This window comes from Clostridium grantii DSM 8605 (assembly GCF_900129965.1).
Lineage (GTDB): Bacteria > Bacillota > Clostridia > Clostridiales > Clostridiaceae > Clostridium_AF > Clostridium_AF grantii.
Map to the genome: position 1 here is coordinate 250,953 of NZ_FQXM01000002.1, position 24,416 is coordinate 275,368.

The 24,416-nt window shown below is 28.6% G+C and carries 25 protein-coding genes and 1 other annotated feature; of the genes, 18 read left to right on the top strand and 7 right to left on the bottom strand.

Annotated features, from left to right (window positions below):
* Positions 1 to 164 precede the first annotated feature (164 nt).
* On the top strand, positions 165 to 1,931 hold the full coding sequence (gene recJ, locus BUB83_RS01090; RefSeq protein ID WP_073336110.1) for a single-stranded-DNA-specific exonuclease RecJ: 1,767 nt from the start codon (positions 165 to 167) through the stop codon (positions 1,929 to 1,931).
* A 44-nt stretch (positions 1,932 to 1,975) separates the two neighbouring features.
* On the opposite strand, the gene BUB83_RS01095 is transcribed toward recJ, so the two are convergent.
* Together BUB83_RS01095 and BUB83_RS01100 are read right to left on the bottom strand one after the other, a co-directional pair.
* Positions 1,976 to 2,158: an alpha/beta-type small acid-soluble spore protein gene (locus BUB83_RS01095; protein ID WP_073336112.1), complete on the bottom strand. Its 183-nt coding sequence runs from the start codon at positions 2,156 to 2,158 to the stop codon at positions 1,976 to 1,978.
* A 285-nt stretch (positions 2,159 to 2,443) separates the two neighbouring features.
* Positions 2,444 to 2,626, bottom strand: a complete 183-nt coding sequence (locus tag BUB83_RS01100; protein ID WP_073336114.1) for an alpha/beta-type small acid-soluble spore protein — start codon at positions 2,624 to 2,626, stop codon at positions 2,444 to 2,446.
* Between the two features lie 290 nt (positions 2,627 to 2,916).
* On the opposite strand from BUB83_RS01100, the gene BUB83_RS01105 reads away from it, so the two are divergent.
* Positions 2,917 to 3,969, top strand: coding sequence for an undecaprenyldiphospho-muramoylpentapeptide beta-N-acetylglucosaminyltransferase (locus tag BUB83_RS01105; RefSeq protein ID WP_073336509.1), 1,053 nt, complete (start codon positions 2,917 to 2,919; stop codon positions 3,967 to 3,969).
* A gap of 80 nt (positions 3,970 to 4,049) precedes the next feature.
* Here BUB83_RS01105 and feoB read toward each other — a convergent pair whose 3' ends face one another.
* Both feoB and BUB83_RS01115 read right to left on the bottom strand, forming a co-directional pair.
* Complete coding sequence (gene feoB / locus BUB83_RS01110) at positions 4,050 to 5,813, bottom strand: ferrous iron transport protein B (protein WP_073336116.1); 1,764 nt, start codon at positions 5,811 to 5,813, stop codon at positions 4,050 to 4,052.
* Positions 5,788 to 6,039, bottom strand: a complete 252-nt coding sequence (locus BUB83_RS01115; protein WP_073336118.1) for a FeoA family protein — start codon at positions 6,037 to 6,039, stop codon at positions 5,788 to 5,790. The genes feoB and BUB83_RS01115 overlap by 26 nt, the downstream gene beginning before the upstream one ends.
* A gap of 210 nt (positions 6,040 to 6,249) precedes the next feature.
* Here BUB83_RS01115 and BUB83_RS01120 point away from each other — a divergent pair, with 210 nt between their 5' ends.
* Together BUB83_RS01120 and BUB83_RS01125 are read left to right on the top strand one after the other, a co-directional pair.
* Positions 6,250 to 6,972, top strand: coding sequence for a ribonuclease H-like domain-containing protein (locus tag BUB83_RS01120; protein WP_073336120.1), 723 nt, complete (start codon positions 6,250 to 6,252; stop codon positions 6,970 to 6,972).
* A 50-nt stretch (positions 6,973 to 7,022) separates the two neighbouring features.
* Positions 7,023 to 8,552, top strand: coding sequence for an MBL fold metallo-hydrolase RNA specificity domain-containing protein (locus BUB83_RS01125; RefSeq protein WP_073336122.1), 1,530 nt, complete (start codon positions 7,023 to 7,025; stop codon positions 8,550 to 8,552).
* A gap of 33 nt (positions 8,553 to 8,585) precedes the next feature.
* On the opposite strand, the gene rbr is transcribed toward BUB83_RS01125, so the two are convergent.
* Complete coding sequence (rbr, locus tag BUB83_RS01130) at positions 8,586 to 9,176, bottom strand: rubrerythrin (protein WP_073336124.1); 591 nt, start codon at positions 9,174 to 9,176, stop codon at positions 8,586 to 8,588.
* 123 nt (positions 9,177 to 9,299) lie between these two features.
* On the opposite strand from rbr, the gene safA reads away from it, so the two are divergent.
* Both safA and ltaE read left to right on the top strand, forming a co-directional pair.
* Positions 9,300 to 9,935, top strand: coding sequence for a SafA/ExsA family spore coat assembly protein (safA, locus tag BUB83_RS01135; RefSeq protein ID WP_073336126.1), 636 nt, complete (start codon positions 9,300 to 9,302; stop codon positions 9,933 to 9,935).
* A gap of 182 nt (positions 9,936 to 10,117) precedes the next feature.
* Positions 10,118 to 11,152: a low-specificity L-threonine aldolase gene (gene ltaE / locus BUB83_RS01140; RefSeq protein WP_073336128.1), complete on the top strand. Its 1,035-nt coding sequence runs from the start codon at positions 10,118 to 10,120 to the stop codon at positions 11,150 to 11,152.
* A gap of 45 nt (positions 11,153 to 11,197) precedes the next feature.
* On the opposite strand, the gene truA is transcribed toward ltaE, so the two are convergent.
* Positions 11,198 to 11,935: a tRNA pseudouridine(38-40) synthase TruA gene (gene truA / locus BUB83_RS01145; protein WP_073336131.1), complete on the bottom strand. Its 738-nt coding sequence runs from the start codon at positions 11,933 to 11,935 to the stop codon at positions 11,198 to 11,200.
* A gap of 183 nt (positions 11,936 to 12,118) precedes the next feature.
* Positions 12,119 to 13,192 (bottom strand): NAD(P)H-dependent flavin oxidoreductase, encoded by a 1,074-nt coding sequence (locus BUB83_RS01150; RefSeq protein ID WP_073336133.1) that lies wholly within the window; start codon positions 13,190 to 13,192, stop codon positions 12,119 to 12,121.
* Positions 13,193 to 13,450: 258 nt separating this feature from the next.
* On the opposite strand from BUB83_RS01150, the gene BUB83_RS01155 reads away from it, so the two are divergent.
* The 12 genes from BUB83_RS01155 to BUB83_RS01210 all read left to right on the top strand — a co-directional run bounded on the left by BUB83_RS01155 (position 13,451) and on the right by BUB83_RS01210 (position 24,405).
* Positions 13,451 to 14,689 (top strand): EAL domain-containing protein, encoded by a 1,239-nt coding sequence (locus BUB83_RS01155; protein WP_073336135.1) that lies wholly within the window; start codon positions 13,451 to 13,453, stop codon positions 14,687 to 14,689.
* Between the two features lie 63 nt (positions 14,690 to 14,752).
* Entirely contained in the window at positions 14,753 to 16,030 is a 1,278-nt protein-coding gene (locus tag BUB83_RS01160) for a replication-associated recombination protein A (RefSeq protein WP_073336137.1), read from the top strand.
* Positions 16,031 to 16,111: 81 nt separating this feature from the next.
* On the top strand, positions 16,112 to 16,537 hold the full coding sequence (locus tag BUB83_RS01165; protein ID WP_073336139.1) for an RrF2 family transcriptional regulator: 426 nt from the start codon (positions 16,112 to 16,114) through the stop codon (positions 16,535 to 16,537).
* Positions 16,538 to 16,541: 4 nt separating this feature from the next.
* Positions 16,542 to 17,732: a cysteine desulfurase NifS gene (gene nifS, locus BUB83_RS01170; protein WP_073336141.1), complete on the top strand. Its 1,191-nt coding sequence runs from the start codon at positions 16,542 to 16,544 to the stop codon at positions 17,730 to 17,732.
* Positions 17,732 to 18,166, top strand: coding sequence for a Fe-S cluster assembly scaffold protein NifU (gene nifU, locus BUB83_RS01175; RefSeq protein ID WP_073336511.1), 435 nt, complete (start codon positions 17,732 to 17,734; stop codon positions 18,164 to 18,166). The genes nifS and nifU overlap by 1 nt, the downstream gene beginning before the upstream one ends.
* A gap of 179 nt (positions 18,167 to 18,345) precedes the next feature.
* On the top strand, positions 18,346 to 18,843 hold the full coding sequence (locus tag BUB83_RS01180; RefSeq protein WP_073336144.1) for a PRC-barrel domain-containing protein: 498 nt from the start codon (positions 18,346 to 18,348) through the stop codon (positions 18,841 to 18,843).
* 53 nt (positions 18,844 to 18,896) lie between these two features.
* A complete protein-coding gene (locus BUB83_RS01185; RefSeq protein WP_278336907.1) occupies positions 18,897 to 19,865 on the top strand; it encodes an AI-2E family transporter in 969 nt (322 codons plus the stop codon).
* Between the two features lie 58 nt (positions 19,866 to 19,923).
* Positions 19,924 to 20,099 (top strand) — a binding site (T-box leader).
* Between the two features lie 59 nt (positions 20,100 to 20,158).
* Positions 20,159 to 22,798 carry an alanine--tRNA ligase gene (gene alaS / locus BUB83_RS01190; protein WP_073336148.1) on the top strand — a complete coding sequence of 880 codons (2,640 nt, stop codon included), beginning with the start codon at positions 20,159 to 20,161 and terminating at the stop codon, positions 22,796 to 22,798.
* A gap of 91 nt (positions 22,799 to 22,889) precedes the next feature.
* Positions 22,890 to 23,138, top strand: coding sequence for an IreB family regulatory phosphoprotein (locus tag BUB83_RS01195; protein WP_073336149.1), 249 nt, complete (start codon positions 22,890 to 22,892; stop codon positions 23,136 to 23,138).
* A gap of 60 nt (positions 23,139 to 23,198) precedes the next feature.
* Positions 23,199 to 23,606, top strand: coding sequence for a Holliday junction resolvase RuvX (gene ruvX, locus BUB83_RS01200; protein WP_073336151.1), 408 nt, complete (start codon positions 23,199 to 23,201; stop codon positions 23,604 to 23,606).
* Positions 23,607 to 23,620: 14 nt separating this feature from the next.
* Positions 23,621 to 23,866 carry a DUF1292 domain-containing protein gene (locus BUB83_RS01205; RefSeq protein WP_073336153.1) on the top strand — a complete coding sequence of 82 codons (246 nt, stop codon included), beginning with the start codon at positions 23,621 to 23,623 and terminating at the stop codon, positions 23,864 to 23,866.
* Positions 23,867 to 23,940: 74 nt separating this feature from the next.
* Entirely contained in the window at positions 23,941 to 24,405 is a 465-nt protein-coding gene (locus BUB83_RS01210; RefSeq protein WP_073336155.1) for a Fur family transcriptional regulator, read from the top strand.
* The last annotated feature ends 11 nt before the right edge of the window (positions 24,406 to 24,416 follow it).

Genomic DNA, 24,416 nt, shown 5'->3' on the forward strand with positions numbered 1-24,416 from the left:
CCTTAGAACTAACTAAGGGTTATTTTTAGTTTAAAAAATATATTTTTTGATAATTTTTGATAGGTATTCATTTTTAAAATGAAGAAATCTTAAAAACATCCCTAAAGATAAAATTTTAAAACCTAAAAAAAATATGTTATAATCATTGTGGAGAAGGTGATAATTTGAAAAACCAATGGAGAATGAAAGTTACAAGCGTTGATGTTGAAGATTTATCAAAAAACGCAAAAATAGATAAAATACTTTCGAAAATTTTGGCAACAAGAGGTATAAATAATGCTGAACAAGCTAATAACTATCTAGCAGCCTCTTTAAAACATATGTATGATCCTTATATGATGAAAGATATGGATTTAGGTACGGACATCATATTAGAAGCTATAGATGAGGGAACAAGCATTGTTGTGTATGGTGACTATGATGCTGACGGAGTTACGAGTACCACAATACTATACAAAGCTTTATCAAAATTAGATGCTAATGTGGATTATTATATACCCGATAGAGAACATGAAGGGTATGGTATGAGTTGTGAAAGAATAAAAACCTTATATGAAAAAGGTGTTGAAATAATTTTAACTTGTGATAATGGTATTAGTGCTATAGAAGAAGTTGAATATGCTAAATCTTTAGGTATGACAGTGATAATAACTGACCACCATGAACTAAGGTTTATAGAAAAAGATGAGAATGTAAGGGAATATATTCTTCCAGAGGCAGATGCTATAATTAATCCAAAACAGAAGGATTGTACGTATCCTTTTAAATTGTTATGTGGAGCTGGTATTGCATTAAAATTTGCCACAGTATTATATGAAAAGTTGGGCATTGAAGAAGAAGAGTTAAATGAATTAATAGAAATTGCAGGTATTGGAACAATTTGTGATGTAGTGGATTTATTAGATGAAAATAGAATAATAGCGAAAAATGCTTTAAGACTTATTAATAATACTAATAATATGGGATTGCAAGCTTTAATACAGGAGTTGGGATTAAAAGATAAAACAATTAAATCTTATCATATAGGATTTATGATTGGGCCTTGTATAAATGCTACTGGAAGACTAGATACAGCTAATATATCAGTAGAACTACTTTTAGCTAGTGATATGGATAAAGCAATGCAGTTAGCAGAAAAACTTAGTAGTTTAAATAAAATTAGACAAGATATGACAAATAAATATGTGGAAGAAATTATTGAAGATATAGAGAATTCCACATTAAAAAATGATAGAGTTATAGTAGTATACAAAAAAGATCTTCATGAAAGTATAGCAGGAATTGTGGCAGGAAAAGTTAGAGAAAAATATAATTTACCTACCATTATTTTAACTGGTGGAAAAGATATGCCTAAGGGATCAGGTAGATCTATTGATGAGTATAATATGTTTGAGGAATTGCTAAAATGTAAAGACGTTATCAATAAATTTGGAGGCCATCCAATGGCAGCGGGATTATCTCTTTTAGAAGAAAATATACCAGAACTAAGGAAACAATTATTAGATAATTGCCAACTTAGTGATAAAGATATAGAATTTAAAATAAAAATAGATAAAAGAATTCATTTAAAGCAAGCAACTTTTGAACTTATAGAAATGTTAGATTCTTTAGAACCATTTGGAAAAGGGAATCCTTCGCCGGTTTTTGCTGAAAAAAATGTTTTTGTTACAGCAATTAGAATACTAGGTAAAAACAATAATACTTTAAAATTGACTTTAAAGATTGATGATAATAATACTTTAGATGCTATAGCTTTTAATAAAGTAGATGAATTTATAGAAATTTTAAAGATAAATTATGGTGATCAGTGGGAAAAAGCAATGTACAATCCTGATGATTTATATTTAGATATAGTTTTTACTATTGGAATTAATGAGTTTAACGGAAATAAAACAAAACAGTTAAGATTAACAGATTTCAGATTAACATAAAAAAGGGATATGATTTTCATATCCCTTTTTGAATTAAATTGAACCTATTTTATTTCTTGTTCGTATTTTGCTACCATTCTTTTAACCATTTCTCCACCAACACTACCACATTGAGCAGATGTTAGGTTACCATTGTAATCTGTAAAAGGTACTCCAATTTCATTAGCTACTTCAGTTTTAAATCTGTTTAATCCTTGTTTAGATTCTGGAACTAAATTTTTAGCCATTATATCTTCGCCTCCTTATATTTTGGTACAATAATAGCTTATCCAAATATGAGATAAATATTATACTAACATAATGGTAAATAAGGAAAAAATAATGTAAATTAGAAATTTATATTCTAGAAACTAATTTGTTCATAATATACACTATATTATAGTACCCAACAAAAACAAATATATTCAAAATAAAAATAAAGTAATAAAGTAACTAAACTTCAAATTAATATTTCGAAAATAAAAAAGCAGTGAATAATAAATTCACCGCTTTTTCTAGTAATTAATATTTAATTATTTTAAGCCTTTTTCGTATTGTGATACCATTCTTTTAACCATTTCTCCGCCTACGCTACCGCATTGAGAGGAAGTTAAGTTTCCGTTGTATTCTGAGAAAGGAACTCCCATTTCGCTAGCTATTTCATTTTTGAATTTGTTTAATCCTTGTTTTGCGTCTGGAACTAATTTTTGAGCCATTGTGTTTCCTCCTGTTTAATTTTTTATTTTGTTACAGTAATAGTATTACTCAAATCATGTTTATTATTATAGTAGGTTAGTGGGACAAATAGTAGGTTAGTGGGACAAATAGTAGTTTGTACATTTAATAGAAAAATACTTGCCTTATAGCAAAAAATTAATTAAATGGTATAAAAATACATAATATCGGTTTAAAAAATAATTGACAAGATAGCTTAAATATTAGAAAATTAGAAAGACGATAAATTTGAATAATAGGGGATGTTTTTTTGGAAGAAAAGAAAATTGTTATGACAGGTGGAGGCTCAGCAGGACACGTAACACCAAATCTTGCTTTGATTCCTAAATTAAAAGAACAAGGATATATAATCGAATATATTGGAACGGAGGATGGAATAGAAAAAGGTATTATTCTAAATGAAACTATTGAGTATCATTCCATTGTTAGTGGAAAATTAAGAAGGTATTTTGATATAAAGAATTTTTCAGATCCTTTTAAAGTAGTTAAAGGAGTTTTTCAAGCAAAAAAAATACTTAAAAAAGTTAATCCAAAAGTGGTTTTTTCAAAAGGTGGTTTTGTTTCTGTTCCTGTAGTGCTAGGAGCATATATGAATAAAATTCCAGTTGTGGCACATGAATCCGATATGACACCAGGTCTTGCTAATAAGATAGTAGCACCCTTTTGCAATAAAATTTGTGTTACTTTTCCAGAATCGTTAAAACAGTTAGATAAAAACAAAGCAGTATTAACTGGAACTCCAATAAGAAAGCAACTTTTTGAAGGAAGTAGAATAATTGGTAAAAGAATTTGTAAATTTAGTGATGATAAGCCTGTAATAATGATAATTGGTGGAAGCCTAGGTTCTAAAGTTATTAATAATGCTATTTATTCTAAAATTAATGAGCTTTTAGATAAATATAATATTATTCATTTGTGTGGCAAAGGGAATTTAAATAGTGAACTTGTAGGCAAATCAGGATATGTTCAATTTGAATATGTAAGTGAAGAACTTCCACATTTAATGCAAGCAACTGATATTTTTATATCTAGAGCAGGAGCTAATGCTATTTTTGAAATCTTAGCTTTGAAAAAGCTTAATATTCTAATACCATTATCAGCAAAAGCTAGTAGAGGCGATCAAATATTAAATGCAAAATCCTTTGAGAAAAATGGATATAGTTTAGTAATAGAAGAAGAAGAATTAAACGGAAATTTATTACTAGAAAAACTTACTTATCTTATAGAAAATAAAAGTGAATACTATAATGCAATGAAAAAAAGTACTCTTAAAGAGGGCGTTGATAATATCGTCAATGTAATACTTGGAGAGGCAAAAAAATAAAGCTTTCGCATTTGCGTAAGCTTTATTTTTGGTTAATAAATATTATTTAAGTAATGTTTATAATCTGAATAGTAATATTGCTATAAGAATAAAGTAATTAAATTATAAACTATAAAAGAACCAATCCATGCCAATATCAATTGGTAAAACACGGAAAAAATAGCCATTTTATTACCATATTCTTTTTGCATTACAGCAATAGTAGATACACATGGAGTGTATAATAATATAAATACTAAATAACTGTAAGCAGATGCAGTAGTAAAAATTGAAGGTAAAATCTCAGTAAGATTATTTCCATAAAGAACACCTAAAGTTGATACAACTACTTCTTTTGCCATTAAGCCAGTTAATAAAGCTACAGCATTTTGCCAATTTGCAAATCCTAGAGGTTTAAATATTGGTACCAATAATTTACCGAAAGAAGCAAGCAAGCTGTCTTCTATTGTGACCATTCCAGAAAAACTGAAATTTGACAATAACCATACTACAACTGATACAGAGAATATTATTGTACCTGCTTTTTGCAAAAATCCTTTTCCTTTTTCCCAAGTATGCATTAATAAGCTTTTTAATTCAGGGGATTTATAGGAAGGAAGTTCTATTATAAAAGGCTCTTCATCTTTTTTGAATAAAGTATTTTTAAATAATAATCCTATTATGAATGCAACCAACACACCTAAAACATATAAAGAAATTACCATTGAAGTTTCTCTACCTTTGAAAAATATAGTTGCAAACAAAGCATATACAGGTATTCTAGCATTACAGGACATTAAAGGTACTAATAAAGCTGTTAATTTCCTGTCTTTTTCGCTTTCTAAGGTTCTTGCAGACATTATAGCAGGAACAGAACATCCAAAACCAACTATCATAGGGATAAAAGCTTTTCCGGATAATCCTATTTTACGCATTATTTTGTCCATTATAAAAGCAGTTCTTGCCATATAACCACTATCTTCAAGGATTGATATTCCAAAAAATAATGTTAGTATGTAGGGTAACAATGAAATTACTGAGCCTACACCACCTATAATTCCATCTATAATTAATGATTTAAACCAGTCATCACTTGAAGAAAGTAGATTTTCTATAAAAGGAACAAATAAATCGTCTATAATATAAGCAATTCCATCTGATAAAGGTTGTCCAACCCAATTAAATGTAAATTTAAATATTAAAAACATTAAGAATAAAAAGATTGGATAAGCTAAAAATTTATTTAAAATAATGCTATCTAAAAATTCAGTCACATTTCTTTTATTATCCTTAGAAGTTTCAATACATTCTTCTAAAATAGACTCAATATACGCATAAGTCTTTTTTTCACTCTCAAAGTTGTAATTTCTTTCATCTATTTCACTAAAATAATTTTTATTTATTAAAAGATTTTTTAATTCACTAATTTTATCTTCTTTATTTTTTGACATTGAAACAATAGTAACACCTAGATTTAATGATAATTTTTTTGTATCAATATTTAAACCTTTAGAATGGGCAACATCTAGCATATTTAAAACTAGAATTATAGGTTTACCAAATTGTTTTAATTGAGTTGTCAAATATAAATTTCTATCCAAATTTGAGGCATCCACAATATTAATAATTAGATCTGTATTCTCATCTTCTAGGAATTGTTTTGATACTTTTTCTTCGTTAGAAAATGTATCCATTGCATAAATTCCAGGCAAATCCACTATTTTTATATCCTTATTAAGAAGACCTTCTTTTTTTTCTACAGTTACACCTGCCCAATTACCAACATATTGATTAGAACCAGTTAAATAATTGAACAAAGTGGTTTTTCCCACATTGGGGTTACCTACTAATGCAGCAGTTACCATCTGTAATCTCCTTTAAGCTAATGTGAATAGCATCTTTTTTACGAATAGCTAAATCAAATCCTCTAATATTTATTATGATAGGATCTCCAAAAGGTGCTCTATTTTTAATACATACTTCGGTTCCTTCGATGCAACCCAAAGCTTGTAATCTTTTTGATAATTTCATATCACATAATATATTTTCAATAATCCCATTTTGACCAGGATTCAAATCTACTAAACTCATATAAAACGCCTCCTAATTATGAATAGATAACCATGAAACTCATTCTCAATAACATTATAGCTTAATTGAGAAGACTTGTCAATTAAAATAATGTTTTGTTATTATTTCTAATATAGTTTGTAAAATAGTTAAAAAACTGATAAGATAAAGGATATGGAATTAATTTAAAAAAATTTTTAATTTTGTTTTTATACTAGAAAGAGTGAAAAAATGATAATAAGAGAAAATAAGATTCAAGTAGACGACTATTTTTTGAAAAATGTATTAGAGGTAGAAGGTGAGAAAGAAGTATTTGAGGATGCATTGTTCTTTGATCTGGAGCATTATGTTTATAGAAAACCTATTTGTATAGGAGTTTTTGGATGTTGCTATTATGATAAGAAAAAAAATGAAATAAATGTAACTCAATACATGATAGAAAATAAAAAAGAGTCCTTAGACATTTTGGATTTAGCAAAAAAATATTTCCAAAATATGTATACTAAGGAAAAGAAAAAGTACATTGTTACTTTTTCAGGTAATAATGATTTTACTGTGATTAATTACTTGTTAGAAAAAAATAATGTTGATTATGTTATTGAAGACTATTATAAACATATTGATTTGCAAAGAGAGTACGAAAATGTAATTGGAAAAAATATTGGATTAAAGAATTTAGAAAAGCTTTTTGATATCGAAAGAGAAAGTAATGTAATAAGTGGTTCAAACTTAGCAAAAACATTTTGCAAAGTTATGAAAGATAGTGATTATATGAATAGAATGCCACAAGAAAAGAAAGATAGAATTCTATTGTATAATGAACAAGATGTGGTGAGTTTGTTCCAAATTTACGTGGACTGGAATAAAGTGGTTAATGAGGAATTAATCCAAAAGGAAAAGGAAGAAGCTAAAAAAACTGTATATAAAAGCAAAGAAGAAATACATAACCAATAAAATAAAGTCGATTTTAAATTTATCATAATTATTAAGGACAGGTGATTGCTATGAAAATTGAATTTTATGGAGCAGCTAAAAGTGTTACAGGATCATGTCATATACTTAAAATTAATAATAAAAATATATTGTTAGATTGTGGACTTTATCAAGGCAAAGATGAGCAAGAAAGAGGCAATGAGGTTTTTAATTTTGATCCAAAGAAGATTGACTATATTATACTAAGTCATTCACACATAGATCATAGTGGAAGAATTCCTTATTTATATAAAAAGGGATTTAAAGGCGAAGTTTTATGCACAGAAGCTACAAAAGAATTATGTAAAATAATGCTGCCGGATAGTGGTTATATTCAGGAAAGTGAAATTGAATGGAAAAATAGAAAAAGAATTAGGCAGGGATTAGAAACAATAGAACCTTTATATACTTCAAAAATTGCTCAACTTTCTTTGTATTTGTTTAAAGATTATAAGTATGATGAGATAATTGAGGTTTTTGATGGATTTAAGATTAGGTTTAGGGATGCAGGTCACTTACTGGGTTCAGCAATAATAGAAATGTATATAAAAGAAGATTATGATGAAGAAATAAAAGTTGTGTATACAGGTGACTTGGGAAATATAAATAAGCCAATTATAAATGATCCGGAATTTATTAATTATGCTGATTATTTAATTATGGAAACTACTTATGGAGATAGACTTCATGGTAATATTGATTGGTCTTTAAAGGAACTTGTAAATATTATTAAAGAAACATTTGATAAAGGCGGAAATGTTGTAATACCTTCTTTTTCAGTGGGAAGAACTCAGGAAATTTTGTATGCTTTAAATAAATATGTGGAAACGAAACAATTAAATGATTTAACTGTTTTTGTTGATAGTCCATTAGCATCTGAGGCAACAGTAGTTTATGAAAGTATGAGTGAGTACTTTGATGAAGAAGCTAAGAAACTTATAAAAATAGGTGATGACCCTCTTAAGTTTAAAGGTTTAGTTTTTACAAATTCACCTGGGGACTCGGCACAAATAAATAAAATCCAAAAGGGAGCTGTTATAATTTCGGCTAGTGGTATGTGTGAAGCTGGAAGAGTTAAGCATCATTTAAAGCATAACTTGTGGAGAAAAGAGTGTTCAGTAGTATTTGTGGGCTATCAAGCTGAAGGAACTCTAGGTAGAGCTATTTCCAGTGGTAACAAAAAAGTTAAAATATTTGGTGAGCAAGTGGCAGTTAATGCAAGTATATATAACTTGGATGGTTTATCTGGACATGCAGACCAAAAAGGATTAATGAATTGGGTTGAACATTTGATGGTAAAACCTAAAGAAATTTATTTAGTACATGGTTCAGATACAGCAATGACCACATTTAAGGAATTACTAGATAGCAAAGGGTACAAATCAAGAATAGTTGATGTTGCTGAAAAAGTATATATCAATGAAAAAATAAAATTAAATGATGAGAATGTTAAGTATAGAATAATGAAGGTATTAAATTCAATTGATGATATAGAAAACATGAGTAAAGAACATTTGATGAAACAAATTGAAGATGCAATAAAGCCTCAAATAAAAAAATAATTCAATCAAATAAAAAAACCCGTAAGGGTTTTTTTATTTGATTGGAAAATTAAACATAACTTCGAAAAAACCTTGTGGATGCTTGCAAGCAGGGCAAACGGCAGGAGCTTCTAACCCCATATGAATATAACCACAATTTCTACATTTCCAATATTGAGGAGCTTCCTTTTTGTATAAAGTGCCATTTTTTAAAGCATCAAGCAAATCTAAATATCTTTTTTCATGACCTTTTTCAATTGAAAGTATTTCGGTAAATGAATCTGCGACTTCTGGAAAACCTTCTTCTGTTGCTATTTTAGCAAAGTTAGGATATAAATTTCCCCATTCTTCTTTTTCTCCTTCTGCAGCAGCTAGTAAGTTGTCTTCGGTGGTTCCAAATGCTATAGGATAGTCTGCATTTACTTTTATATGGGATTTACCTAAGCCCTTAATTAAGTGATTAAAAAACACTCTAGCATGAGCTCTTTCATTTTCAGAAGTTTCTCTGAAAATTGAAGCTATATGTTTGTGATTATCCTTTTCAGCTAATAATTCGTAATAAGTATATCTCATACGTGCTTGAGATTCTCCAGCAAAAGAAGCAGAAAGATTTTCGGCAGTTTTTGTTCCTTGTAAATTTTTCAAATGATTATCCTCCATATTTTTGAATTCTTGTTTTATAAATTTAGTTTACCCAAAAATAATAAAAATAAAATTTAAAAATATACAAATACTATCTTTATAAAATAAAAGAAAGAGGTAGAACATATGAAGAAAATCATTTCAAAAACTTATATTATTTCTCTAGTATTATTTTTTCTTTTAGTATCTCCGGTAGTTGCTTTGAGCATGGAAACAAATACTTTTGATTATGCAGTTAAATCAGGAGATTCTATTTGGAAAATTTGTTTAAAGTATCAGGTTGGAGTTTCAGAATTGCTGAGTGTTAATCCTCAGGTTTCTAATCCAGATTTGATTTACCCAGGCCAAATATTGAGAGTACCTAATCTGGATGATATTAAGAATTTAGAAAATGAAGTGGCTAGATTAGTAAATGTGGAAAGAAATAAACAAGGACTCTCTTCATTGAAAATAAACTGGCAACTTTCTAGAATTGCAAGATATAAATCTCAAGATATGATTGATAAAAATTATTTTTCACACACATCTCCAACTTATGGTTCTCCATTTCAAATGATTAAGGATTTTGGAATGCAATATACTGCAGCTGGAGAAAATATAGCTTATGGACAGAATTCTGCTTCAAGTGTAATGACAAGTTGGATGAATTCACCAGGGCATAGAAGTAATATTTTAAGTACTTCTTATGCTGAAATTGGAGTAGGAGTTGCAAAAGATAGTGCTGGAAGACTTTATTGGACACAGATGTTTATAAAAAGATAAAATTAAAAATAATATTAAATTCTCAGTAAATGGCCAGAATGTGGTTCTTTACTGAGAATTTTACTTTTCTATTTAATTAATTTGAAAAAATAAAAATATGTAATATAATAATAGTTGAAGTAATTTGTTTAAATTAATTAAATTCACAAGTAAAAAATAAAAAGGAAAGATAGGGGATTTTTATGGCATTTATAGATTTGAGAAGCGATACAGTAACTAACCCAACAGATAAAATGAGGGAAGCTATGTTTAAAGCAGAAGTAGGAGATGATGTTTACGGGGATGATCCTACTATGAAGGAATTAGAACAATATGCAGCTGAATTATGTGGAAAAGAGGCAGCTATTTTTGTACCAAGCGGAACGTTTGGTAATCAATTAGCTTTATTTACACACTGCAATAGAGGAGATGAAGTCATATTAGCGGATGATTGTCATATAGTAGCTCATGAAGTTGGAGCATCTTCTGTTATTGCAGGCGTACAATTAAGGACTTTAAACAGTGTTAAGGGTATGATAGACCCTATGGAGGTTAAAAGAAAGATTAGAAAGGCATCTGATGATATTCATTATCCAGGTACATCTTTGATATGTGTTGAGAATGCTCATTCTAGTGGAAGAGTAATTCCATTAACAAAAATGGAAAGTATTTACAATATAGCAAAAGAAAATGATATTTCAGTTCATTTAGATGGAGCAAGATTATTTAATGCTTCTGCATATTTAAAAGTGAAACCAAGTGAAATTTGTGGTTATGCTGATTCGATAATGTTTTGTTTATCAAAGGGACTTTGTGCCCCAGTTGGGTCAATTCTAGCGGGAAACAATGAGTTTATTAGTAAAGCTAAGAAAAACAGAAAGTTAATGGGTGGAGGGCTTAGACAATCGGGTATACTAGCGGCAGCAGGACTTGTGGCTTTAAAAGAAATGATTAATCAACCTATTGTTGATCATGAGAATGCTAAATACTTAGCAAATGAACTTTCTAAAATACCAGGAATAACTGTAAATGATGATATACATATAAATATGGTGTTTTTTAATATGCAAGATACAAACTACTCATCTTGTAAATTAGTTGAAGAGTTTTATTCAAAAAAAGTAAAAATCAATGGAGAAGAGAATGGAGAAATGAGATTTGTAACTAATTATTGGGTTTCAAAAAAAGATATTGATTATGTAATTAAAACCTTTAAAGAAATTTTGGACGTAGATTAATTCTACGCCCTTTTGTTTTATATAAGTTATTTTAAATGCAGAATATTAATATTCAACAGATATAAGATGAAGACCTTGAGCAGGTACTAAATGTCCAGATTCCTGTCTATCTTTAGCATTAATAATTTTAATTAAATCATCTGGTTTGATTTTATTTAAACCTACTTCTATTAAGGTTCCTGTTAATATTCTAACCATTTTGTAAAGAAAAGAGTTGCCTGTGTAAGAAATTTCGATAAGATTATTTTTCTCTTCTATTTCTATACAGTACAATTCCTTTACAGTTGATTTTTTGCTTGATTTTAAAGCTGTAAAACTTTGAAAGTCTCTTTTGCCTATTAAGTAGGATGCGGCCTTTCTCATTTTATCAATATCTAAAGGGTCTTTAACATGGTGAGAAAATTTTGTATTAAATACACCAGGGAAAAGTCCGTTATCTATTTTGTAAGTATAAGTTTTTCTAGTAGCATTATATCTAGAATGAAAATTTAATGGAACTTCTTCAGCTGATTTTACTAAAATGTCATTTGGTAGAGCAGAATTGATTTTATGAATCAATTTAGAAGGGGAAATACCATTAGTGCAATGAAAATTAGCAACTTGATTTAATGCATGAGCTCCAGCATCTGTTCTCCCAGAAGCTATTATATTAATTTCTTCTCCTAAAATTGAAGATAAAGAATTTTCTAATTTATATTGGATGGTATTATTGCTATCACCTAATTTTTGCCATCCTTTATATTTGTTGCCATCATATTCCATTGTTAGTTTTATATTTCTCATATTGCCTCCTGGATATTTTTTTTGTGATTCCAAATAGTATTTGAAATTTGGTACTATCTATGCGGTGTATTCATCAATCTTAATATATATTAAAGTAATAAGCAAGAAAAAAAGAGAAGCTAGCTTCTCTTTTAGGTTTAAACTCAATTATGGTAATTAAAGATATTGAATTATCTTTAAATTTTAGAAAAAAGTTTCTGCTTCATTTACCAATTCATCAAGTAATTTAGCCACAGGTTTAATTTCTGTTAATCTGTAGGCGCTACTGCCAGCAAAAACCAAACCATTTTCTACATCTCCTTTAACAGCACTTATCAAAGCTTTTGAAATACAAAAATCTGTTGTTTTTGGATTGCATGTTTTTAAGCAATTATAGCATTTTGTCACAGGAATACTATCAATGGCTAATGATTCAACTAATTTATTCTTAATAGCTCTACCGGGCATACCAACAGGAGATTTTATTAATTGAATATCATCTTTTTCACAATTAATATAAGCATTTTTGAAATTGATATGAGCATCACATTCTTCGGTTGCAACGAATGATGTAGCCATTTGAACACCAGAAGCACCTAGTTTTAAGTAATGAGCAATATCTTCACCAGTAAAAACTCCACCTGCAGCTATTACAGGAATGGATTTATTATATTCTTTTTCATAATTGCTAATAATAGAAATAACTTCTTTTACTATTTCGCTAAGATTTTTTGCAGAAGAAGACATTAATTCTTTTAAAGTAAAACCTAAATGTCCACCAGCTTCTTTTCCTTCAACGATTATAGCATCAGGAATATAATTATATTTTTTTAACCAAAGCTTAGTGATAACACTTGCAGCTTTTGCAGAAGAAACAATAGGTATAATTTTCGTTTTTGTATTTTTCACGAATTTTGGTAAATCGGTTGGAAGACCTGCGCCAGATATGATTAAATCAATTTTTTCATCCACAGCTGTCTTTACTACCTCTTCATAATTTTTTGCGGCCATTAATATATTAACACCCAGAATACCATTGGGGCTTAAAGTTCTAGCTTTTTTTATTTCTTTTTTTAAAGCACGTATATTGGCTGCTTTAAAGTTAGTTTCAAAATCAGCTTCGTCATAACCTAATTGAACAGCGGAAATAACACCTATACCACCAGCTTTAGCAACAGCAGAGGCTAGATTTGCTTTGGAAACACCAACACCCATGCCACCTTGAATTATTGGTATATTTGCTACTAATTCACCTATTTTTAATTTCGGTAATTTCATTTAATCTACTCCTTTTATCACATAAATTTTGAAAGTCAAAATATTTGATAATCAAAGTATATTATGAATATACTTCCTTGTCAATATTTTATAAGAATATTAAAATTGGTATTATTATTTAGACGAATATACAAAATTATAATATTTTTAAATTTTTAGTTTCAAATTCACTTGAAAAGTTACTCTATTATATGTAAAATAAAGAATAGTATATAATAAATTAATGAAATAGAAGACTAATTAAGGTAGGTGCTTTAATTGAATGAGAAAAAACTTGTATTTAATGATGTAATAGACAGTGATGATTTACAAATTTCTTTTAAACCTATTGTTTCTATTATAAATAGAAAAAATGTGGGTTTTGAATCAAAAAATTTAGGTATGCTAAATGAAAATTCTATAGTTTCTATGAAAGACATAATTAAAAATGTAGATGACAAGGATCAAATAATAGCTATTGAGAGAAAATATAGAGAAAAAACTGTAGAAATTTATTCCAATTCAATAATCAATACTATGGATACCTTATTATTTATTGATATAAATTTATCGGTTATTTCTGATTATGTAGGATCAGGTTTAATCTTAAATTTAATTAAAAGATATAATTTAAAACCTGAAAACGTAGTGTTAAACATTACAGGAGAAAAATTTAAAAATGTACAGGCAGTTAAAGATTTTATTATAGACTATAGAAGTAGAGGATTTTTAGTATCTTTAAGCGGTATAGGATCTGGTTTTGCAAACCTAGACAAAATATCATTTTTTGAACCTGATATTATTATTATTAGTAAAAACATAACTAATTTTATTGAAGAAGATTACTACAAACAAGAAGTATTTAAATCATTAGTTAATTTAAGCAAGAGTATCGGAGCTTTAGTAATTGCGGATGGAATTAATTCGGAAGAAAGAGCTTTAACAACAATGGAGCTAGGAGCAGATATGCTAACTGGTGATTATTTTGGTGAGTATAATAAATTTGATCAAGTATCCATTAAAGAAATTACAGGTAAATTAGATAAAATTGCATTTAGTTATATGATGTATATGGAAGATAAAATTAATTTTGAAAAATCTAATCACAAGAAATATGAAAAGATTATAAAAGAAATTATTAAAATGTTATCTTTAGTTAATGAAGAAGGTTTTGATATTCAATTAAATGAACTATCTCAACGATATAGTGAATTTGAATGTATATATGTTTTAGATTATGAGGGTATACAAGTAACAAATACTGTTACTCAGTATAAAAATATGCTATCACATAAGGCACTTATTTTCCAACCAGCTAAAATAAAAACAGATCATTCTTTAAAGAAATACTATTATTATTTGAAAAATATGGCTTTGAAAAAATATATTACGGAAGCTTATATTTCCCTTGCAACAGGGAATTTGTGTGTAACTATTTCAGAAGTATTTAAAACTACCAATGGGAAAAAGTATATTTTGTGTATTGACTTTAACCCAAATGATATGGATATTAGATAATTATAAAGACAGCAACTTTAATGGTTGCTGTCTTTAAATTTATTGATAAGGGGGAGGAAATTCATGAGAAAACCTTTAGCGGATAGAATTAGACCTCTTGAAATTGAGGAAGTAGTTGGTCAAGAACATATTTTAGGAAAAGGTAAAATTTTAGATAGGATTGTAAAATCAAATATAATTCCCAATATGATTTTTTATGGGCCACCAGGCACTGGAAAGACAACTGTTGCAAATATAATAGCAAAGCAAACGAAGAAAAGATTTTACAAGTTAAATGCTACTAATGCTTCTGTAAAGGATATAAAAGTTATAATTGATGAGTTAAACACTTTTATGGGATGCAATGGGGTTCTTCTTTACTTAGATGAGATTCAAAATTTTAACAAGAAACAACAACAATCTTTGTTGGAATTTATGGAGAATGGATCTATAACGTTGATTGCTAGTACTACTGAGAATCCATACTTCTATATATATAATGCCATTCTTAGCAGATCTTCAATTTTTGAATTCAAAATGCTAGAAGAAAAGCATATTAAAAAAGCAATGGAAAGAGCAGTGAAAATAATACAAAATGATTTTGAAAATATAAATATAGAAATAAAGAACAATGCTTTGGAAGTTTTGATAGATTTGTGTAATGGGGATATGAGAAAAGCACTAAATTTTCTTGAATTAAGTGTTTATTCCACACCAGTAAATAAAGATAATACTATAGTTGTAGATATCGAAATTGTAAAAGAGTGTGCTCAAAAAAAAGTTTTCAACTTTGATAAAGATGGAGATAATCATTATGATTGCTTGAGTGCTTTTCAAAAATCTATTAGAGGTAGTGATGCTGATGCATCTATTCATTATCTAGCTAGATTAATAAAAGCAGGAGAATTACAATCAATTTGTAGGAGATTGATGGTTATAGCGGCTGAAGATATAGGTCTAGCTTATCCAAATGCCATAACAATTGTAAAGAGTTGCGTTGATGTAGCTTTTCAATTAGGGTTGCCAGAAGCTAGAATACCACTAGCAGAAGCAACAATTTTATTAGCAACTAGTCCTAAATCAAATTCTGCTATTTTAGCTATAGATCAAGCGCTAACTGATTTGGATAATGAAAAAGTAGAGGATATACCTTCGTATTTAAAAGATGGGCACTATGAAGGAGCTAACAAGTTAAATAGAGCAGTAGGTTATAAATTTCCACATAATTATGAAAATAACTATGTAAGACAGCAATACTTACCAGAAAATTTTAAAAACAAATCTTATTATAAACCGGGTAAAAACAAATTTGAAAATGCTATAAAATTATTTTTAGAAATGTTAAAAAATAATCAAAAATAAAGTTGACAATTTTACTGTGATTTGATATGATAGCTTTAAAAGTAAAGTAGAGTTAAATACTAGGAATTGAGAGGTGGGAAAATGAAATTATCTACTAAGACAAGATATGGAGTTAAAGCTATGCTTGATATTGCTTATAATTCAAAAGACAACCCTATATCCATAAAATGTATTTCTGAAAGACAACATATATCTGAATCCTACTTAGAACAACTTTTTGCTTTATTACGTAAAGCAAAATTAGTTAAAAGTATCAGGGGTGCGCAAGGGGGATATATTCTTGGAAAAAAAGCTTCTGAAATTTCAGTTTGGGATATAATGGAGGTCTTAGAAGGTCCGGTTGAAATTTCAGATTGCCTTGATAATTCTGAATGTAATAATAGTGAAGTATGTGCCACAAGGTTGCTTTGGGGAAAAATTAAGAAAAGTATAGACGATGTTACAAAGTCTATAACTTTACAAGATATGTTAAATGATTATCTTTCAATGATACATAAAGAGGAGTGAAAATATGAAAAATAGAGTTTATTTAGATTATTCTGCAACAACATTTACAAAAAAAGAAGTTTTGGATGAAATGATACCATACTTTACAGAGTATTATGGAAATCCATCATCTTTTTATAACTTTGCATATAAAAACAAATTAGCAATTGATAAAGCAAGAGAAGAAGTAGCAAAGACCATTAATGCAGATAAAAATGAGATTTATTTTACTAGCGGCGGGGCGGAAGCAGATAACTGGGCTATTAAAGGAATTGCATATTCAAAAAAATATACTGGAAACCATATAATAACTTCAAAGATTGAACATCATGCTATAACAAATACTTTGAAATTTTTAGAAAAGAATGGATTTGAGGTTACTTATTTAGATGTTGATGATATGGGAGTTATAAATCTTCAACAATTAAAAGACAGTATAAAAGAAACAACTGTTTTAGTTAGTATAATGTTTGCTAATAATGAGATTGGAACAATTCAACCTATTAAAGAAATAGGTGCAATTTGTAAGGAAAAGAGGATTTTATTCCATACGGATGCTGTTCAAGCAATAACTCATGTACCTATTGATGTTAATGAGATGAATATAGATATGTTATCGTTGGCGGCTCATAAATTCTATGGCCCAAAGGGAGTAGGTGCGCTTTACGTTAAAAAAGGTATTAAGCTAGAAAACTTAATACATGGTGGAGGGCAAGAAAAAGGAAAAAGAGGTACTACTGAAAATGTACCAGGAATTGTAGGTTTGGGTAAGGCTATTGAAATTGCTCGTTCATCTATGGAACAAGAAAGTGAAAGACTAACTAAATTAAGAGAAAAATTAATTAATGAACTATTACAAAGGATACCACATGCTAAATTAAATGGAACTACTGGAGATGAAAGATTACCTGGTAATGTTAATATAAGCTTTGTTGGTGTTGAAGGTGAAACTTTATTATTAGATTTAGATGATATAGGAATAAATGCTTCTACGGGGAGTGCTTGTGCTTCAGGAGATTTGTCGGCATCACACGTGTTATTAGCCATAGGTTTATCACATGGAGTTGCACATGGTTCTTTAAGATTAAGTTTAGGGGAACAAACTACGGAAGAAGATGTAGATTATGTTATTAATGAATTACCAAAGATTATCTCAAGAAGAAGAGAAATGTCACCATTTTGGGAAGAATTTTTAAAAGAAAGAGGGGAGCGTTAATTATGTATAGTGAAAAAGTAATGGACCATTTTAGAAACCCAAGAAATGTTGGAGAATTGGAAGACGCCAATGGTGTTGGAGAAGTCGGAAATGCTAAATGTGGAGATATAATGAAAATTTATTTAAAAGTTGAAGATAATATCATAAAAGATATAAAGTTTAAAACTTTTGGATGTGGATCTGCTATTGCTTCTTCAAGTATGGCAACAGAAATGATTAAAGGTAAAACAGTAGAAGAAGCTTGGGAATTATCTAATAAAGCTGTTGCTGAAGCATTAGATGGGTTACCTCCAGTTAAAATGCATTGTTCTGTTTTGGCAGAAGAGGCAATTCACAAAGCTATAAATGATTATAGAAAAAATAATGGTTATGATGCATGGGATTTTGAAGAACATTCAGATGATTTACATGATATGGTGCATGGAGAAGAGTAAAATTAACTTATAGCTGAATTTCGCCAGAAATTCAGCTGTTTTATTTTTGTGGTTTATTAACTATAGTCCTTGTTGAAACAAATAAAGGTTTTATATGAAATTTTGGGATAAATTATAAACTGTTGGTAATAATAAATATGGGTATTATAATTATTTCGATTTTTGTTAGGATGATGCAAGTGCTTAAAAACAAAGATTTTTTATATAAAAATGTAGAAAGTATTCAAGGAAAAAGAGTGGGTTTTATCAAGGATATTCTAATTAGTTTTTCAGAAAGGAAAATATTGGGATTTTCAGTGGTTTCTACAAACTTATTCTCTAAGAATAAATATATTACAAAAGAAGATATAGTTTCAATAGGTGAAAGTATAATATATTCAAAATATAACACAGGAAATTTCCTTAAATTTTCCGAAATAAGGGGATTTGAAGTTATTGATTCAATTGGAAATATAGTAGGAGTTGTGGAGGATATATTGATCAAAGAAGAAGGACTTGATATTTTAGGCCTACTTATTTCAATGGGTTTAATAGAAAATTTAATACATGGTAAAAAAATAATTTTGCTAGATGATTTTATTTTAGGAGACAAAAGTATATTTTTATTTAATTCTAATAAAGATTTAGAATTTTATACTAAACCTCACTTCACTTTTATAGGAGATGAAAAAAGATAAATTATATAAATGGAAAATATAAAAGATTCTTAATTTATACAATTGTCATTTTTATTTGCATAATTTTTGTTTTAAAAGTAGAATTTATGAGAGAAATAATTTGTACCCTATTATATTCATATATTCTTTATTACACTTTAAAACCTTTTCAAAAAACTTTGATTCATAAAGGAATCAAGAAAAAAAATGCATCTGTTCTTCTTGTAATAAGTGTTTTAGTAGGATTTCTTTTAATGAGTATTTATTTTATACCTTTGTTTTTCAGGGAAAGTATAAGTTTGGCAGGGAACTTTGGAATTGGAGAAAAAGACTTTTATAAAATAAGCGAAAAATTTTCTGGAATCAAAAACAATAAGATATTAATCAATCTTTTAGATGGGCTGTACAAAAAAGGATACTCTGCTTTTATGGGATATGCAAATGATTTTTTGGATAATGTTTTAGATTTTGCTGATAATATTTTGGCTGTTTTTGTGATACCTGTAATAACATATTATTTTTTGTGTGATGCCGAAAAAATAAAAAATAAAATAGTATTTTTATTTCCAATCAAATGGAGAAAAATCATAAGAAAAATTGGATATGATACAGATAAAATTCTTAGCAAATACATACTTAGTCAATTTTTACTTTGTGGAATTGTCAGTATTTTAACTTTTGTTATTTTGATATGTTTTAAAATAAAATATCCAATATTACTTTCCACTATAAATGGAGTGTTCAATATAATACCATATTTTGGGCCTTTGTTTGGTGCTATGCCTTCAATAATTATCGCTTTTGTGTATTCTCCTAAAAAAGCTATATATTTAACTATAGCCCTTTATGCAATACAAGTGTTGGAGGGAAATATAATTGCTCCAAAAATAACAGGAGATTCAGTAGACCTTCATCCTATAGTAGTGATTATAGTGTTAATTTTAGGAGGAAAAATAAGTGGAATAATAGGAATGATTTTGGCAATTCCTATTGTTGTTTTTGTTAAAATTATATATGAGGATTTAAATTATTATATTTATTGATTTCTAAAATATTGACATAAAACATATTTTTTTTTATAATCAAACTTACTAGTATAGATATTGGGCGTTAATTAGGAATAGTAAGTAAAGATTGATTTTCAGAGAAAAAGTGGTTGGTGAAAACTTTTATTTAATCTTATTGAAGCTACCTAGGAGTCATATGTTATCGAGGGATATATAGATTTTCTATATATAATTAGGGTGGTAACGCGGAAGAATGCTTTCGTCCCTTTTGGGATTGAAAGATTTTTTTTTGAAAAACAAAAGTATTTAAATAAATGGAGGTTTTTAATATGAAAAAAATGGGATTAAATGAAATTAGAGCATCATACTTAGAATTTTTTAGAATGAAAGAACATTTAATTATGGATAGTTTTTCAGTTGTGCCAAAAAACGATAAAAGTCTTTTGTTGATAAATGCAGGAATGGCACCACTAAAACCATATTTTACGGGATTACAAACTCCTCCAAGTAAAAGAATTGCTACTTGCCAAAAATGTATAAGAACAGGCGACATTGATAATGTAGGGAAAACATCAAGGCATGCCACTTTCTTTGAAATGTTGGGTAATTTTTCTTTTGGAGATTATTTTAAAGAAGAAATTATTCCATGGTCATGGGAGTATGTTACAGAAGTATTAGATATACCAAAAGAAAAGCTTTATGTAACTGTTTATTTAGATGATGATGAAGCAGAAACTTTGTGGAAGAGTAAAACTGATGTAAAACATAGTCATATTTTTAGGTTGGGAAAAGAAGATAATTTTTGGGAACATGGAGTTGGACCTTGTGGTCCATGTTCAGAAATTCATTTTTATAAAGGTGAAGGTGAAATTTTATCTGCAGAAGAATTTGTTAAAGCAAGTAATGAGGACAAAGCTATAGAATTTTGGAACTTAGTTTTTACACAGTTTGATAAAGATGAAGAAGGAAATTATAATGAACTTGATTTTCCTAATATCGATACAGGTATGGGTTTAGAAAGAATTGCAACAATAATGCAAGAAGTAGATTCTATTTTTGAAGTAGATACATTTAAAAATATTTTAAATAAAGTTACAGATATTTCAAATGTTGCATATGGCATAGAAAAAGATAAAGATATCTCTTTGAGAATTATTACAGATCATATTAGAAGTGTAAGTTTTATGATTGGAGATGGAGTCTTGCCTTCAAATGAGGGAAGAGGATATGTTTTAAGAAGGCTTTTAAGAAGAGCAGCTAGACATGGAAAAGTATTAGGTATAAATCCAGGGTTTTTAGCTGAGTTAGTAGAGGTTGTTGTTCTTAATTCTGAGTCGGCTTATCCAGAATTAGCTGAGAAGAAAGATTACATAAAGAAAGTAATTAAAATTGAGGAAAAAAGATTTAGTGAGACTATTGATTCGGGAATGGAAATTTTGAAAGACTTTATAGCAGAACTTGAAAGAACAAATAAAACAATTTTATCAGGGGACAAAGGGTTTAAATTGTATGATACTTATGGATTCCCAATTGAATTAACTTTAGAAATACTTGAGGAAAAAAATCTTCACTTGGATCTAGAAGGATTTAATGAGGAAATGAAAGTTCAAAGAGAAAGAGCTAGAGCAGCTAGAGCAGAAAGTAATTATATGGGTGCTGAAATAAAAACTGTAGATACAATATCCAAAGAAATAAAAACTGAATTTTTAGGGTATAATACTTTAAAAACCGAAAGTGTCGTTTTATCATTAGTGGATGATAAAGATATAGTAGATGTTTTGCATGAGGGTGAAAAAGGAGCATTAGTCACAGCGAGCACATCATTTTATCCAGAAATGGGAGGCCAGGTTGGTGATATTGGCGTTGTGTATAATGAAAACTTTAAAGCTAGAGTCATCAATACTAGAAAAAACATTGGTAGCCAGATAGTTCACTTCATAGAAGTAGAAGAAGGTTTAATTAATACAGGGGATAATATTGTATTAAAAGTAGATGAAAATAATAGAGAAGGTATACAGAAAAATCATAGTGCTACTCATTTATTACAATCATCTTTAAGAGAAGTCTTAGGACAGCATGTACATCAATCAGGTTCATTTGTTGACAAAGAGAAACTGAGATTTGATTTCACACATTTTACAGGATTATCACAAAAGGAAATCAATGAAGTTGAAAATTTAGTAAATAAAGCAATAATGAATGTGTATGAAGTTAATACTAAAGTAATGAGTATAGAAGAAGCGAAAGAAAGCGGAGCAACATCACTTTTCGATGAAAAATATGGGGAAAGCGTACGTGTAGTAAGTATTGGTGAATTCAGTAAGGAATTATGTGGGGGTACACATACTGATAACATAGGTAAAATTGGATTGTTTAAAATCATTTCTGAAAGCGGAATTGCGGCAGGAATAAGAAGGATTGAAGCAGTGACTGGATTTAAAGCATTAGAATTTGTTGAGAAAAAAGAAAACTTACTTAAAGAAATATCTTATCAAGTAAAAGCAACAGAGGGAGACGTTTTGTCAAAAATCCAAACACTTCAAGCGGAAATCAAATTAAAGGAAAAAGAAATTAGCGATTTAAACTTAAAGTTGGCTAGTGGTGCTGAAAAAGAAATATTGGATAATTTGATAGATGTTAAAGGTGTCAAAGTTGCTATAAAAGCTTTAAAAGACGTGGATGGAGATTCATTAAGAAATCTTGCTGATAAAATAAAGGATAAAATTAAGAGTGGAGTAGTTGTGTTGGGTAGTACACAAGATGGAAAAGTTAATTTTATTGCTATGGCAAGTAAAGATGTTTTAGATAAAGGGGTTCATTGTGGCAAAATAATAAAGGATGTAGCTAAAATAGCTGGTGGCGGAGGTGGAGGAAGACCAGATATGGCACAAGCAGGAGGCAAAAATCCTGAAAAATTAGATGAAGCTTTAAATAGTGTTAAAAATATCATGGAAAATTTAGTTAAATAGTATACAATTACTTTGATTTAGTTTATAATTAAAATAAGAACATACTTTTCATTATTATTGCTAAGCTTTCCAGCTGAAAGGATGATTTATTATGAATGAAAACACAATGCAATTTGATATGGAAAAAAACAAAAAGGATTTAACAAGAACAATTTTGATGCAAGTTAATGAATCATTAATGGAAAAAGGATATAATCCTATTAATCAATTGGTTGGATATCTAATTTCTGGAGACCCTAGTTATATTACAAATTATAAAGGTGCTCGAACTTTAATAAGAAAGTTGGAGCGAGATGATATATTAGATGAAGTAATTAAGGCTTATTTGTTAATTAAATAAAAATGCCCTTTTGGGCATTTTTATTTTTAATAGGGGAAAAAATAAACCAAGGAGAATTAAATGAGAATATTAGGATTGGATGTTGGTGATAGAACTATAGGGGTATGTATGTCAGACTTGCTAGGATTTACAGCTCAGGGTATCAAAACTATTCACCGAAAAAGTATAGAAAGTGATGTAATAGAATTGCAACAAATTTGCAATGAATTTAAGATAGAAAAAATTGTGTGTGGATTACCTAAAAATATGAACGGAACTATTGGACCACAAGGTGAAAAAGCTTTGGAGTTTGCTGATCTAATTAAAGCAGAATTAGGATTAGAGGTAATCATGTGGGATGAAAGACTTACTACTGTAGCGGCAAAAAATGCAATGCTAGAGGCAAATTTGTCTAGAAACAAAAGAAAAAAACTTATTGATAAAGTGGCATCAACTTTTATTTTGCAAAATTATTTAGATAGTTTATAATGGAGGAAAAAAATATGGAAAATGAAATTTTTACATTAAAAGACGAAAATGGTGTTGAACAAGAATTTGAATTAGTTATGAAGTTTGATATTGAGGATAGTGAGTATGTTATTTTAACGGCTTTAGACAATGAAGAAGCTATTGCACTTAAAATTGTGGTTGATGAATCTGGAGAGGAAGTTCTTGTTACTGTTGAAGATGAAGAAGAGTTTAAGATGGTTTCAGAAGCTTATGAAGCATTGTCACTTGAGGAAGAATAGATTTCTTTAATAGAGAAATAATCTTCATTTAATATAAAAATATTTATGAAAATATATTAGGAGAGAGGGTTTAAATGTCTCAATTGGATGATAAAGTTAAAGAAGAATTAAAGATAAAATTAAAAGACAAAGGTTATAAATTAACACCTCAAAGGATGGCTATAATTGAAATTATATATAAAAGTCAAGGTGAACATTTAACTGCAGAAGAATTGTACGATATTGTTAAAGTCCCATGCCCGGAGATTGGACTTGCAACAGTATATAGAACAATTCAAATGTTGGAAGAAATTGAGTTGATTAATAAATTGACTCTTCAAGATGGTTGCAATAGATATGAATTAAATAACGAGGATGAAGTACATCAACATCATCATTTGATTTGTAAAAATTGTGGAAAAGTAATTGAAGTAAAAGGTGATTTGTTGGATTCAATAGAAGAATCTATTGAGAAAGAGTATAAGTTTAAAATTGAAAATCACAAAGTTAAGTTTTTTGGATTATGTGAAGAATGTTCGGAAGAAGATTTGACATCATAAAGAAAAGGAGG